This window comes from Acidovorax sp. FJL06 (assembly GCF_003852545.1).
Lineage (GTDB): Bacteria > Pseudomonadota > Gammaproteobacteria > Burkholderiales > Burkholderiaceae_C > Acidovorax.
Map to the genome: position 1 here is coordinate 53553 of NZ_QAJR01000044.1, position 13067 is coordinate 66619.

The window sequence follows — 13067 nt, forward strand, 5'->3', positions numbered from 1 at the left end:
GCGGGCCATCATACGGTCGATGCGCCCCGGCCTCGGGCGGGGTCAGTTCACGATGGCAACGCCCTTGACCTGGGCAAACACCGCCCGGCCTGGTGCTAGCGCCAGCGCCTGGGCCGACCGCTGGGTGACCCGCGCGAGCAGCCGCGTGGGGCCCGCATCCAGCGCCACCATCCACTGGCCTGGGCTGTCTTCCGCCAGGGCTGCCACAGTGGCGGGCAGGACGTTGAGGATGCTGCTGCCTTCGGGCGCGGCCAGGGCCAGGCTCACGTCGCGGGCCTGCACCCGCAGGCGCAGCGCCTCGCCCGGGGTGCGGGCCGTGGGGCTGACCAGCAGCAACTGCCCGCCCAGGAAGGCCACGGTGGTGATGTGATCGTGCGCATCGTGCTGCAGCACGGTGCCGTCAATCACCGTGGCGGCGGCATCGCCTTGGGCCAGGGGCAGGTCCAGGCGGGTGATCAGCTCATCGGTGCGGCCCTGGGCCAGCACCGTGCCTTCGCGCATCAGCACCATGTGCCCCGCCAGCCGCGCGACCTCGTCGATGGCGTGGCTCACGTACAGCACGGGGATGTCGAGCGTGCGGTGCAGCGTCTCCAGGTAGGGCAAAACTTCGGCTTTGCGCTGGGCATCCAGCGCGGCCAGGGGTTCGTCCATGAGCAGCAGGCGCGGACTGGTGGCCAGCGCCCGCGCGATGGCCACGCGCTGGCGTTCGCCCCCCGACAGGGCCTGGGGCTTGCGCGCCATCAGGGGGCCGATGCCCAGCAGTTCCACGGCCTGCTCCAGAGCCACCTGGCGGCGCGCGGGCGGCGTGCGCTTCAGGCCGTAGGTGATGTTGCCGCACACGTCCAGGTGGTCGAACAGGCTGGCTTCCTGGAACACGTAGCCCAGGGCGCGCTCGTGGGTGGCGCGCCAGAGGTTCTGGGCGTCGTCCTGCCAGACCTCGCCATTCACCACCACGCGGCCGGGCTGGGCGCGGGCCAGGCCGGGGTTCGGACGATTGCGGGTCAAGCCCGCATCTGGGTAGTTGCGGGTCAAGCCCGCAATGGCGCGCAGGCAGGTGGTCTTGCCGCAGCCCGAGGGGCCGAACAGCGCTGTCACGCCATGCCCGGGCAGGTGCAGGTCCACGTCCAGCGTGAAGCCCGGGCGCACCAGGTGCAGGCGGGCGTCGATGTGTGAAGGGGCGTGCATCGTTTCCATCCGACCCTCACGACACCAGGGACCCACGGCGCCGCGTGAGGTTCAGGCCCAGCAGCACCAGGAACGAGAACACCACCATGCCCCCGGCCAGCCAGTGTGCCTGGGCGTATTCCAGTGCTTCCACATGGTCGTAGATCTGCACCGACACCACGCGCGTCACGCCGGGGATGTTGCCGCCCAGCATGAGCACCACGCCGAACTCACCCACGGTGTGCGCAAAGCTCAGGATGGCGGCGGTGATGAAGCCTGGCCGGGCCAGCGGCAGCGCCACCGTGAAGAAGCGGTCCAGCGGCCCCGCGCCCAGCGTGGCGGCGGCCTCCAGCGGGCGTGTGCCGATGTTTTCAAACGCGTGCTGCAGCGGCTGCACCGCAAACGGCAGCGAGTAAATGAGCGAGCCCAGCACCAGCCCCCAGAAGGTGAAGGGCAGGGTGCCCAGCCCCAGGCTTTGTGTGAATTGCCCGATGGGGCCATGGGGCCCCAGGGTCACGAGCAGGTAAAAACCGATCACCGTGGGCGGCAGCACCAGGGGCAGTGCCACCACGGCCGACACCGGCCCGCGCCAGCGCGACGGCGTGTGTGCCAGCCACCAGGCCAGCGGCGTGCACAAGACCAGCAGCAGCACCATGGTGGTGCCCGCCAGCCGCAGCGTGAGGCCGATGGCTGCCAAATCGGCGCTGGAAAAAGGCATGGATGATTGAATGGCTCTTGTATGCAATCGAAGGCGCGGAAGGCGCGTCCAGGCGGCTGATAAAACTCAGCGCAGCGATCCTGGCTAGGCGCTCCGTCGCAGACAGTACTGAAAGTACGGCAAGACGGGGCAACAACGCCAGGAGAGTTTTAGCAGTCGCCCATCAGAAACTATAGCCGTAGGACTTGATGATGCCCTTGGCCTTGTCGCCCTTGAGGTACTGCATCAGCGCCGTGGCCGCCGCATTGCCCTTGCCCGACTCCAGCAGGGCGGCATCCTGGCGGATGGGTTCGTGCAGGTCGGCGGGCACCTGCCAGGCCGAGCCGCCCGTGAGCTTGCCGTCGGCCATCACCTGCGACAGCGCCACAAAGCCCAGTTGCGCGTTGCCGGTGGCCACGAACTGGTGGGTTTGGGCAATGTTTTCGCCCTGCACAAAGCGCGGCTGCAGCCGCGCGGTCACGCCCAGCTTGTCCATGGTTTGCATGGCGGCCTGGCCATAGGGCGCGAGCTTGGGGTTGGCCAGGGCCAGGTGCTTGAAGTCGCCGGTCTTGAGCACGGCGCCCTGGGCGTCCACGTAGCCGGGCTGGGCGCTCCACAGCACCAGCGTGCCGATGGCGTAGGTGAAGCGCGCATTGGCCACGGCCTTGCCTTCCTTCTCCAGCTTGGCGGGCGTGGTGTCGTCGGCCGACAGCAGGATCTGGAATGGCGCGCCGTGGGTGATCTGCGCGTAGAACTTGCCCGTGGCGCCGAACGAGAGTTCGGCCTTGTGACCCGTGTCCGCCTCGAAGGCCGCAGCGATCTTCTGCATGGGGGCCGTGAAGTTGGCGGCCACGGCCACGGAAACGGTGTCGGCATGCGCCGTGTGCAGGCTGGCCAGGGCCAGGCCGGTCAAGACAACGAGAGAACGGAGCGCGGGGACAGAGTGGCGGAGCATGGCGGTGGACGCGATGGAGTCGCTATTCATTGTTGGAATAGCGAGTATAGGCAGCCCTGGGGCCGGACGGAGATCACGCAGGGTTTTTGGGGTTTCGCCAGCCGGGCTTCAAGTCGGCCCCGCTCCGGCGTGCCGCTGCCGGGTCAGCCAGGCCACGGCCCGGCGGGCCAGCGGGGCCACCAGCATCACGGCCGGGAATGCCAGCAGCCACCCGCTGAGCCAGGCACTCATCCACGGGCCCGCAAAGCCCTGGTGGGGCGGCAGCGTGCGGTAGGTGGCAATGCCCGATACCAGCAGCGACATCGCGCCCGACAGGATCAGGCTGAACAACACGGGGCCATAGCGGGCGGGGATCATGCGGCGGCCTCCTCATGGGGTGGGTGTGCGGCCGCAGCACCCAGGCGCAGCAAGGTCTGCGCAAAATGCCGGCCAAACATCCGGGCCGTCTTTACATCCCCCGGGACAAACGCATCGGCAGGCGCGCCGTGGCCCGCTTGCGCCATCAGGCCCGACCAGGAGCCCAGCCGGTTGGCGGCCTCGTCATACGGCACCCCGGCATGCTGCTCGGGCAGGATGGGGTTGCCCACCCACACCATGCCGTGTTGCATCGCAAACACAAACATCGACAGCAGCGTGGACTGCTTGTCGCCCGCAGGCAGTGATGACACGGTGAAGCCCGCTGCGAGCCGGTTCTTGAGCTGCTGCGTTTTCCACAGGCGGCCGGTGGCGTCCATGAAGGCCTTGAACGGCCCGGACACCCCGCCCAGGTAGGTGGGCGAGCCGAGGATGGCGCCGTCGTAGCGCAGCAGGGCGTCGGGCGTGCCGGCCAGGTCTTCGGCCCGGACCAGCGCGGCCTGGATGCCGGGCACGCCCTGGGTGCCCTGGCAGACCTGCAGCGCGATGTGGGCAGTGTGGCCGTGGGCGCTGTGATAAACGATGGCGATGTGTTGCATGGTGTGGTTTCCGTTGGGGTGATTTCTGGGGAAAGGCGTGGGAGAGGTCATCGTGAAATCAGTGCGATGGCCAGCGCGGACAGGTACAGGCCGAAGCCAAAAACGGTGTGGTTGGCCAGGCTGCGCAGGCAGTTCTTGATCGGTGTGGCTGTGCGCGATGCGGCAAAGCCCGCGCCCATGGCCGGTTGCATCACCAAAAGCGGCGCGGCCACAGTGCCAACGCCCAGGGCCAATGCAGGCAGCAGCGTGGGGCTGCGCACCCAGTCCGCGCCCTCGATGCCCAGCAGCACCGTGGCAAAACCCACGCCCACGGCGTAGTGCGTGAGCCAGCCCCAGGCCCGCTCACCCGGGATGGGGCGGGCCTGGGCGATGGCCGCGTGGGCGAACTGGCCGCGCAGGAGATGGCCCACCCAGCGACCGATGAACGCGAAGTTGAGCGTGGGCACGCCCAGGCGCTGGAGCAGCACCAGCCAGGCGTCCATGACGGCGGTGGCGCCCACGCCGATCAGCAGGGCGAGGGAGAGGTCTTGCCATTGAAAAGCCATAAAAAAACTCCTTGGATGGTTGACGTGAAAACGGGTTGAATTCACGGTTAAATTGACTATAGAAGTTCAAGTAAACTTGAAGTCAAGGGTTTGCGAAAGGAGTTTGGGATGGACATTGCAGAAGTTGCCAAACGCTCGGGCCTGCGGGCATCGACGCTGCGCTACTACGAAGAAAAGGGGCTGGTGCACTCGGTGGCTCCTCCGGGCGAGCGCCGCCGGTTTGCGCCTGGCGTGCTGGACCAGCTGGCGCTGATTGCGCTGGGGCAGTCGGCGGGGTTCTCGCTGGACGAGATTCGCTCCATGTTCCTGCCTGGCGGCGAGCCCAGCATCGACCGGCAACTGCTCTCGGCCAAGGCCGACGAGCTGGATGCCATGGTCAAGCGCCTCAAGGCCATGAGCAGCGGCCTGCGCCATGCGGCGGCCTGCCCGGCCGAAAGCCATGCGCAATGCCCGTCCTTCCAGCGGCTGCTGAAGGCGGCGGCGGACGGCGCGCTGGCGCGCCAGCAGAAGCGGGCGAAGCCGGTCACAGGGCTGCACCGCAAGGCGGGCTGAAGGCCCTGCGTGGCGGTGCCACCCTGTGAGGCATCATCAGCCCATGCCTGCTTCTCTCTCCCTCACGGACGCGCTGGGCCATGCCCTGACCGACAAACGCATCGACATCCTGCGCCAGATTGGCGCCTGCGGCTCCATCTCGCAGGCCGCCCGCGCCGTGGGCGTGAGCTACAAGGCCGCATGGCAGGCGGTGGACACGCTCACCAACCTGGCGGGCACGCCGCTGGTGGCCCGCGCGGTGGGCGGGGCCGGGGGCGGTGGCGCGCAGCTGACCGAGGCGGGGCGCCAGTTGCTGGCGGCGGCCGATGCGATGGCGCAGGCGCGGGGGGCTGTGCTGTCGCGCTGGCAGGCCACGCCGCATGCGGGCCCGGCGCTGGCGCGGCTGGCGGTGCGCACCAGCATGCGCAACCAGTTGCCCTGCGTGGTCGATCGGCTCACGGTGCAGGGGCAGATCGTGGGGGTGCACCTGCGGCTGGAGGGCGATGGTGCGGTGGCACTGGCCTCGCGCATCACCCGCGAGAGCGCCGAGCTGCTGGGCCTGCAGCCGGGGCTGGCCGTGCAGGCGCTGTGCAAGGCCACGGCGGTGCGGGTGGAGCGTGGCGGGCGCGCCGCATCTGCGGCCCCCGTGGCAACGTCTGCAGGCACCCATCGGCTGCCCGCCCGGGCCACCCGCGTGGTGCGCGGCGCATCGGGCGATGAGGTGTCGGCCGAGCTGGCGGCCGGCCTGCACATGGTGGGTTTTGCTGCACCCCAGAGCGGGCTGCGCGCGGGCAGTGCCGTGGTGCTGGTGCTGGAAGAAAACGCGGTGGTGTTGGCGTTGGCGGAACTTTGATTCCCGCAGTGCACAGCTGCTTCTTTATTGATAGCTGGTAGCGCTTTATGGCAGGGCGCTAGAGGCCTTTTTGGCTCAAATTCTCGCAGCCCTGCGCTCCTGTTCACAATCCCTTGGGCGTGCCCAGCTTGCGGTACACCGTGGCGCGGCTGATGCCCAGCGCGCGTGCAGCCTCGGCCACATTGCCCCGGGCGTCTTGCACGGCCTGGCGGATCAGGGCGGTCTCGGCCTCGCGCAGCGGTGCGGGCACCGGCGGTGGTGCGGGAACCAGGGGCGCGGCCTCGGTGGGGCTGGAGCCGCTGGGGTTGAGGGGGCTGAAGGAGCTGTGGACGCTGTTGCTGCTGCGGCGGGTGTGCGCGGGCCACTGGGCCAGGGCCTGCAGGCGCAGGCCCGACCACAGGGGCAGGTCCAGCGGCTGCGCGGGGGGGCGCCGGGCCGCGTCGAACAGCATGGTCCAGGGCATGGCCAGCAGGTCGCTGCAGTGGGTGGACGCACCGGGCGCCCGCAGGGGCTGGGGCACCAGTTGGCGGGCCATGCTGTTGGCGCCCACCACGCAGCCGTCGGCATCGAGCGCGAGCAGGCCGTCGCCTTCGCCGCCCAGCGTGCTGCCGGGCCAGTTCATGCGCAGCAGCAGGGCGTGGGGGCGCTGCAGCAGCAGGGCGTCTTCCATGGCGCGGGCCGAGCGCGCCACCAGGTGGCGCAGCTCGGGCCGCTCGGGCACGTCGATGCCGGTCAAGTCCAGCATGCCCACGCACTGGCCCTGGGGGTCGAACAGCGGTGCGCCCGCGCAGCTGTAGCTGCCGTTGTCGTCCAGAAAATGCTCGCCCCGGTGCAGCCACACGGGCTGCAGCTCGGCCAGCGCCGCGCCGATGGCCGTGGTGCCCACGGCGGCTTCCGAGAGGTCGATGCCCACGCGGCCGATGCTGCTGGCACGCGGGTCGCTGGGGTCGCAATGGCCTTGCACATCGACCACGGTGCCCCGGGCGTCCGTCAGGATGGCGAAGTAGCGCATGCCCGCAATCGCGCGCGTGAGCTGCTCCAGCACCGGGCGGGCCGCGCGCAGCAGGGCGTGGTTCTGCTCCAGGCTGTGGCGCAGCGCCGGGGCGCTGACGGCCTCGAACACCACACGCTGCGTGGGGTCCATGCCCTGGGCCAGGCAGCGCTGCCACGACCGTGCAATCCAGGGCTCCACTTCCGCACGCAGGGGCGCCGCGCCATCCGCCAGCAAGGTCTGGCGGGCCTGCGCAATCAGCGCGTGGCGGTGGGCAGGGGAGGTGGGGGCGGAGGACAGCATGGTGATCCGAATCCTTGAGCTGCGCATGATGCGCCGGTGTGCGCTGCAACATGTTTCATTTTGAGAATATCCAGCGAGGGGCCCCCTCAATCTAGGGTTGTCCCTAGGGAATGTGGCGGGGGCGGGGCACAAGATGCGCTGGCTTATCCAGCCAAAAACCCTTCCAGGAGACAGCCAGATGCAAGTCCAGTTCACGGTCAACGGGCGCGCTGCCAGTGTTGACGTCCCCCCCAACACCCTGCTCGTCCATGCGCTGCGAGAGCACCTGGCGCTCACCGGCACCCATGTGGGTTGCGACACCAGCCAGTGCGGCGCCTGCACCGTGCACGTCAACGGCCGCGCCGTCAAATCCTGCGCCATGCTGGCCGTGCAGGCCCAGGGGGCCGAGGTGACCACCATCGAAGGCATGGCCGCCGCCGACGGCACCATGCACCCCATGCAGGCAGCGTTCAAGGAATGCCACGGCCTGCAGTGCGGCTTCTGCACGCCCGGCATGGTGATGAGCGCGGTGGACCTGTGCAAGAACCACCCCGGCGCGAGCGAAGGCGAGATCCGCGAGCTGCTCGAAGGCAATATCTGCCGCTGCACCGGCTACCAGAACATCGTGCGCGCGGTGCAGGTCGGCCAAAAGGCCATGGCTTCCGCTTAAACACAAAGGAGAAGAACCATGGGTGCATCCGACTTTTCCAAGCTGCCGCACATCGGCGAATCGCTCAAGCGCAAGGAGGACTACCGCTTCCTCACCGGGGCGGGCCAGTACACCGATGACGTGGTGCTGGCCGCGCAAAGCCATGCGGTGTTTGTGCGTTCGCCGCACGCGCATGCCGCCATCAACAGTATCAACACCAGCGCTGCCAAGGCCGCGCCCGGTGTGCTGGGTGTGTTTGTGGGCGCCGACGTGGCCGCCGACAACATCAACGGCTTGCCCTGTGGTTGGCTCATCACCAGCACCAATGGCGAGCCCATGAAGGAGCCGCCGCACCCCATCCTGGCGCAGGGCAAGGTGCGCTACGTGGGTGACCATGTGGCCATGGTCGTGGCCCAGACGCTGCAGCAGGCGCGCGACGCGGCCGAGCTGGTGGAGGTGGACTACGACGTGCTGCCCGCCGTGGTCAATGTGGCCGATGCCGCTGCGGGCGCGGTGGCGGGGGCGGCGCTGCACGACATCGCACCCGACAACCACTGCTTCAAATGGGCCATTGGCGACAAGGGCGCGGTGGACGCCGCGTTTGCGGGCGCCGCCCATGTCACCCAGCTGGACCTGATCAACAACCGGCTCATCCCCAACGCCATGGAGCCACGCGCCGCCATCGGCAGCTACAGCCGTGCCAATGACGAGTACACGCTGTACGTGAGCAACCAGAACCCCCACGTCGAGCGCCTGCTGATGACGGCCTTTGTGATGGGTCTGCCCGAGCACAAGGTGCGCGTGATTGCGCCCGATGTGGGCGGCGGCTTCGGCTCCAAGATCTATCTGTACGCCGAGGACGTGTGCCTGACCTGGGCCGCCAAGAAGCTCAACCGCAACATCAAGTGGGTGGCCGACCGCAGCGAGTCCTTCCTGTCGGACGCGCATGGCCGCGACCACATCAGCCATGCCGAGATGGCCCTGGACAAGGACGGCAAGTTCTTGGCCATGCGTGTGCACACGCACGCCAACCTGGGCGCGTACCTGAGCACCTTTGCGAGTGCCGTGCCCACCATCCTGTATGCCACGCTGCTGGCGGGCCAGTACACCACGCCGCAGGTCTATGTGGAGGTGGATTCGTGGTTCACCAACACCGCGCCGGTGGATGCCTACCGGGGCGCGGGCCGGCCCGAGGCCACCTACCTGCTGGAGCGTCTGGTCACCCGCTGCGCGTGGGAGCTGGGCCTGGGTCAGGACGAGATCCGCAAGCGCAACTTCATCACCACTTTCCCCTACCAGACGCCGGTGGCGCTGCAGTACGACATTGGCGACTACCACGCGTGCATGACGCAGGCGCAGCAGCTGGCCGACGTGGCCGGGTTTGCGGCGCGCAAGGCGGCCAGCGAGGCCAAGGGCTTCAAGCGCGGCCTGGGCTATTCGTCGTACATCGAGGCCTGCGGCATTGCGCCGTCCAACATCGCGGGCGCCCTGGGCGCACGCGCCGGGTTGTTTGAATGCGGCGAGGTGCGTGTGCACCCCACCGGCAGCGTGACGGTGTTCACCGGCTCGCACAGCCACGGCCAAGGGCATGAGACGACCTTTGCACAGGTGGTGGCCGCGCGCCTGGGCATCCCCGTGGAGAACGTGGACATCGTGCACGGCGACACGGGCCGCGTGCCGTTTGGCATGGGCACCTATGGCTCGCGCTCCATCAGCGTGGGCGGTGCGGCCATCATGAAGGCGCTGGACAAGATCGAGGCCAAGGCCAAGAAGATCGCGGCGCACTTGATGGAGGCCAGTGACGCCGACATCGACTTCAGCGGCGGCGAGTTCACCGTGCGCGGCACGGACAAGAAGATCCCCTTCGGCCAGGTGGCGCTCACGGCCTATGTGCCGCACAACTACCCGCTGGACAAGCTGGAGCCGGGGCTCAACGAAACGGCCTTCTACGACCCGACCAACTTTACCTTCCCTGCTGGCACCTACATCTGCGAAGTGGAAATCGACCCCGCAACCGGCAGCACACGCGTGGACAAGTTCACGGCCGTGGACGACTTCGGCACCATCATCAACCCCATGATCGTGGAAGGCCAGGTGCATGGTGGCCTGGTGCAGGGCATCGGCCAGGCGCTGATGGAAAACTGCGTGTACGACCGCGAGACGGGCCAGCTGCTCACCGGCAGCTTCATGGACTACGCCATGCCGCGCGCTGACGACTTCCCCGAGTTCAAGCTCGGCCATGTCTGCACCCCCTGCACGCACAACCCCCTGGGCACCAAGGGCTGCGGCGAGGCCGGGGCCATCGGCTCGCCACCGGCCGTCATCAACGCCGTGCTCGACGCCCTGCGCCCGCTGGGCGTGAAGGACTTCGACATGCCCGCATCGCCGCACCGCGTGTGGGAAGCCATCCAAAGCGCCAAGGCATAAGGAGATCGACCATGTACGCATTCACCTTTGAAGCGCCTTCTTCCACCGCTGCTGCGGCGCAGCTCATCGCCCAGGGCGGAAAACTGCTGGCCGGTGGGCAAAGCCTGCTGCCGTCCATGCGCCTGCGCCTGGCCAACCCCGAGAAGATCGTGGACCTGAACGGCGTGGCCGAACTGGCGGGCATCCGCCGCGAGGGCAACGCCCTCGTCATTGGCGCCATGACACGCCACGCCGATGTGGCGGCGAGCAGCGATGTCAAAGCTGCCATCCCCGCGCTGGCCGACCTCGCCGCCCACATCGGCGACCGCCAGGTGCGCGCACGCGGCACGCTGGGGGGCTCGGTGGCCAACAACGACCCGGCGGCCTGCTACCCCAGTGCCGTGCTCGGGCTCTCCGCCACGGTCATCACCAACCAGCGCGAGATCAAGGCCGACGACTTCTTTGTGGGCATGTACACCACGGCGCTGGAGGAGGGCGAGATCATCACCGCCATCCGCTTCCCGATCCCGAAGCGCGCGGCGTACCTGAAGTTCAAGCAGCCCGCGTCGCGCTTCTCGCTGGTGGGCGTGTTTGTGGCGCAGACGGACAGCGGCGTGCGCGTGGCCATCACCGGCGCGGCCACCAGCGTGTTCCGCCACGCGGGGCTGGAGGCGGCGCTCAACCAGAGCTTCACGCCGGCATCGGCTGCGGCCGTGAAGATCGACGCGAGCGATCTGAACAGCGACATCCATGCGAGTGCGGCGTACCGCGCCAACCTCATCAGCGTGCAAGCCCAACGGGCCGTGGAGCGCATGCTGGGTTAAGCAAAAAATGGCTGCTGGCGATTTGTAGATAAGCGCTAGCAGCTATCAAAAAAGAAGCAATGAGTTTGCCAACCACCGTCGATGCCCTGGTGCAGGCGCTGCAAAGCGTGGGCTACTTTGCCGACCGGCGCCTGGCCACCGCCGTGTTCCTGGCGCTCAAGCTGCAGCGCCCGTTGCTGCTCGAGGGCGAGCCCGGCGTGGGCAAGACCGCGCTGGCCAAAGCCCTCTCGGAAGTGCTTGCGCGCAGCCTGATCCGTCTGCAGTGCTACGACGGCCTGGAGCAGCGCGAGGCGCTGTACGAGTGGAACTACGCGGCCCAGCTGCTGCATATGCGTGCCGCCGAAGGCAAAGGCAGTGCCGACATGGCGCAGGTGGAGCGCGAGGTCTACCAGGACCGCTACCTCATCCGCCGCCCCTTGCTGCAAGCGCTGCAGGCGCCCGCGCCCGGCGCCGTGCTGTTGATCGACGAGGTGGACCGGGCGGATGAGCCCTTCGAAGCCTTCCTGCTCGAATACCTGGGCGAGTACCAGGTCAGCATCCCCGAGATCGGCACCGTGCGCGCCACGGCAACGCCGGTCACCCTGCTCACCAGCAACCGCACGCGGGATCTGCACGACGCCGTCAAGCGCCGTTGCCTGTACCACTGGCTGGACTACCCCGATCGAGAACGCGAGTTGGCCATCGTGCGCGCCCAGGTGCCGGGCGCCAGCGCGGCGCTGGCCCAGCAGGTGGCCGAGTTTGTGGGCCGGCTGCGCAGCCAGCCGTTTGCCAACGCCTTTCAGCGCGCGCCCGGCATCGCCGAAAGCGTGGAATGGGCCAAGGCGCTGGTGGCGCTCGACACCCTCGTGGTGGACCCGGAGGTGGTGTCCGACACGGCCGGCATTTTGTTCAAGCAGCGCGAGGATGTGGCGGCGCTCACACGCGACATGGCGGCGCAGCTGCTGCAGCCCGCAGAAGCCTGAGACGGTGTGAAGGCGCAGCCATGGCCCAAGGCGCAACCATCTCCCAGCTCGGCGATGCCCGCACGGGCAAGCTCGCCGACAACCTGAGCGGCTTTGGCCGCACCTTGCGCCGCGCCGGTGTGCGCGTGGACGCTGCCCGCATGGCGCTGGCCCAGCAGGCCGTGATGCTGGTGGGGCTGCAGCGCGAGGACTTTTGCGCCGCGCTGGAGGCCGTGCTCGTCAGCCGCGAGCAGGACCGGCTGGTGTTCCGCGAGCTGTTCGACGCCTACTTTCGCAACCCCAACGTGGCCCAGAAGCTGCTGGCACAGATGCTGCCCAGCGCCGAGTCCAAGGCCGAGCCCGCCAAGCGCCGCCCGCGCGTGAGCGAGGCGCTGGCCCCGGTGCGCGCCGCGCGCAACGCGCCGCCGCCGCGCGAAGAAGACAAGGTGGACTTCGATGCCGCCATGACGGCCAGTGACCTGCAGCGCCTGCGGCAGGCCGACTTCAACCAGCTCTCCGCCAGCGAAACCCTGCTGGTCGAACGCCTGGCCCGCGAGATTCCCTTGCCCCTGCCGCACTACGCGGCCCGCCGCACCCGGCCGGGTGCAAGGGGCAACCGCCCGCACTGGCCGGGCGCCATGCACCTGGCTGCGCGCAGCGGCGGCGAGGTGCTGCGCGTGCCCCTGCTGCAGCGGCGCGAGCAACCCCTGCCGCTGCTGGTGCTGGTGGACGTGTCGGGCTCCATGGAGCGCTATGCGCGCCTGCTGCTGGCCTTCTTGCACGCAGCCACGGCGCCGCGCCACACCGGTGTCGCCGTGCGCCGCGACGTGTTTGTGTTTGGCACGGGCCTGACCGACCTCACGCCCGCCTTCCGCCTGGCCGACACCGACGCCATGCTGCAGGCGGCCACCCAGGCCATCACCGACTTTGCAGGGGGCACGCGCATGGGCGACAGCCTGGCCCAGCTGCGCCTGCACCATGCCCGGCGCCTGGTGGGGCGGCGCACGCTGGTGCTGCTGATCAGCGACGGGCTGGACACGGGCGCGCCCGAGGTGCTGGCGCAGGAGCTGGCCTGGCTGCGCCGCCACTGTGGCCGCCTGCTGTGGCTCAACCCCCTGCTGCGCTTTGGGGGCTACGCCCCCACGGCGCGGGGTGCCGCCGAGCTGCACCGCCAAGCCCACGGCATGCTGGCCGTGCACAACCTGAGCCACCTGAAAGACCTGGCCGCCAGCCTGGCGAGCCTGCTGCGGCAATGACGGAGCGGCCCTGCGGGCGT

The 13067-nt window shown here is 68.8% G+C and carries 14 protein-coding genes; 7 read left to right on the forward strand and 7 right to left on the reverse strand.

The window, feature by feature from the left end; translation table 11 throughout:
* Nucleotides 1–42 precede the first annotated feature (42 nt).
* The 6 genes from modC to DBV10_RS20765 form a co-directional block, all read right to left on the reverse strand.
* Nucleotides 43–1185: a molybdenum ABC transporter ATP-binding protein gene (gene modC / locus DBV10_RS20740; protein WP_124515455.1), complete on the reverse strand. Its 1143-nt coding sequence runs from the start codon at nucleotides 1183–1185 to the stop codon at nucleotides 43–45.
* Between the two features lie 16 nt (nucleotides 1186–1201).
* Nucleotides 1202–1882 carry a molybdate ABC transporter permease subunit gene (modB, locus tag DBV10_RS20745; protein ID WP_124515456.1) on the reverse strand — a complete coding sequence of 227 codons (681 nt, stop codon included), beginning with the start codon at nucleotides 1880–1882 and terminating at the stop codon, nucleotides 1202–1204.
* 163 nt (nucleotides 1883–2045) lie between these two features.
* Nucleotides 2046–2816, reverse strand: a complete 771-nt coding sequence (modA, locus tag DBV10_RS20750; protein ID WP_124515457.1) for a molybdate ABC transporter substrate-binding protein — start codon at nucleotides 2814–2816, stop codon at nucleotides 2046–2048.
* A gap of 108 nt (nucleotides 2817–2924) precedes the next feature.
* Nucleotides 2925–3173 (reverse strand): DUF2798 domain-containing protein, encoded by a 249-nt coding sequence (locus DBV10_RS20755; protein ID WP_124515458.1) that lies wholly within the window; start codon nucleotides 3171–3173, stop codon nucleotides 2925–2927.
* Nucleotides 3170–3769 carry a flavodoxin family protein gene (locus DBV10_RS20760; RefSeq protein ID WP_124515459.1) on the reverse strand — a complete coding sequence of 200 codons (600 nt, stop codon included), beginning with the start codon at nucleotides 3767–3769 and terminating at the stop codon, nucleotides 3170–3172. The genes DBV10_RS20755 and DBV10_RS20760 overlap by 4 nt, the downstream gene beginning before the upstream one ends.
* Before the next feature lie 47 nt (nucleotides 3770–3816).
* Nucleotides 3817–4314 (reverse strand): DUF2938 domain-containing protein, encoded by a 498-nt coding sequence (locus DBV10_RS20765; RefSeq protein ID WP_199740210.1) that lies wholly within the window; start codon nucleotides 4312–4314, stop codon nucleotides 3817–3819.
* Nucleotides 4315–4422: 108 nt separating this feature from the next.
* On the opposite strand from DBV10_RS20765, the gene DBV10_RS20770 reads away from it, so the two are divergent.
* Nucleotides 4423–4866 (forward strand): helix-turn-helix domain-containing protein, encoded by a 444-nt coding sequence (locus tag DBV10_RS20770; protein WP_124515460.1) that lies wholly within the window; start codon nucleotides 4423–4425, stop codon nucleotides 4864–4866.
* 43 nt (nucleotides 4867–4909) lie between these two features.
* On the forward strand, nucleotides 4910–5698 hold the full coding sequence (locus DBV10_RS20775) for a TOBE domain-containing protein (protein ID WP_124515461.1): 789 nt from the start codon (nucleotides 4910–4912) through the stop codon (nucleotides 5696–5698).
* A 103-nt stretch (nucleotides 5699–5801) separates the two neighbouring features.
* Here DBV10_RS20775 and DBV10_RS20780 read toward each other — a convergent pair whose 3' ends face one another.
* Nucleotides 5802–6992, reverse strand: a complete 1191-nt coding sequence (locus DBV10_RS20780) for a sigma-54-dependent Fis family transcriptional regulator (RefSeq protein WP_124515462.1) — start codon at nucleotides 6990–6992, stop codon at nucleotides 5802–5804.
* Between the two features lie 178 nt (nucleotides 6993–7170).
* Here DBV10_RS20780 and DBV10_RS20785 point away from each other — a divergent pair, with 178 nt between their 5' ends.
* Genes DBV10_RS20785 through DBV10_RS20805 form a run of 5 tightly spaced genes read left to right on the forward strand, consistent with a single transcriptional unit; the run spans nucleotide 7171 to nucleotide 13047 of the window.
* Nucleotides 7171–7641: a (2Fe-2S)-binding protein gene (locus tag DBV10_RS20785; protein WP_124515463.1), complete on the forward strand. Its 471-nt coding sequence runs from the start codon at nucleotides 7171–7173 to the stop codon at nucleotides 7639–7641.
* Between the two features lie 18 nt (nucleotides 7642–7659).
* Nucleotides 7660–10047 carry a xanthine dehydrogenase family protein molybdopterin-binding subunit gene (locus tag DBV10_RS20790; RefSeq protein ID WP_124515464.1) on the forward strand — a complete coding sequence of 796 codons (2388 nt, stop codon included), beginning with the start codon at nucleotides 7660–7662 and terminating at the stop codon, nucleotides 10045–10047.
* Between the two features lie 11 nt (nucleotides 10048–10058).
* Entirely contained in the window at nucleotides 10059–10850 is a 792-nt protein-coding gene (locus tag DBV10_RS20795; RefSeq protein ID WP_124515465.1) for a xanthine dehydrogenase family protein subunit M, read from the forward strand.
* 59 nt (nucleotides 10851–10909) lie between these two features.
* On the forward strand, nucleotides 10910–11812 hold the full coding sequence (locus DBV10_RS20800) for a MoxR family ATPase (protein ID WP_124515466.1): 903 nt from the start codon (nucleotides 10910–10912) through the stop codon (nucleotides 11810–11812).
* A gap of 20 nt (nucleotides 11813–11832) precedes the next feature.
* Nucleotides 11833–13047: a VWA domain-containing protein gene (locus tag DBV10_RS20805; RefSeq protein ID WP_124515467.1), complete on the forward strand. Its 1215-nt coding sequence runs from the start codon at nucleotides 11833–11835 to the stop codon at nucleotides 13045–13047.
* The last annotated feature ends 20 nt before the right edge of the window (nucleotides 13048–13067 follow it).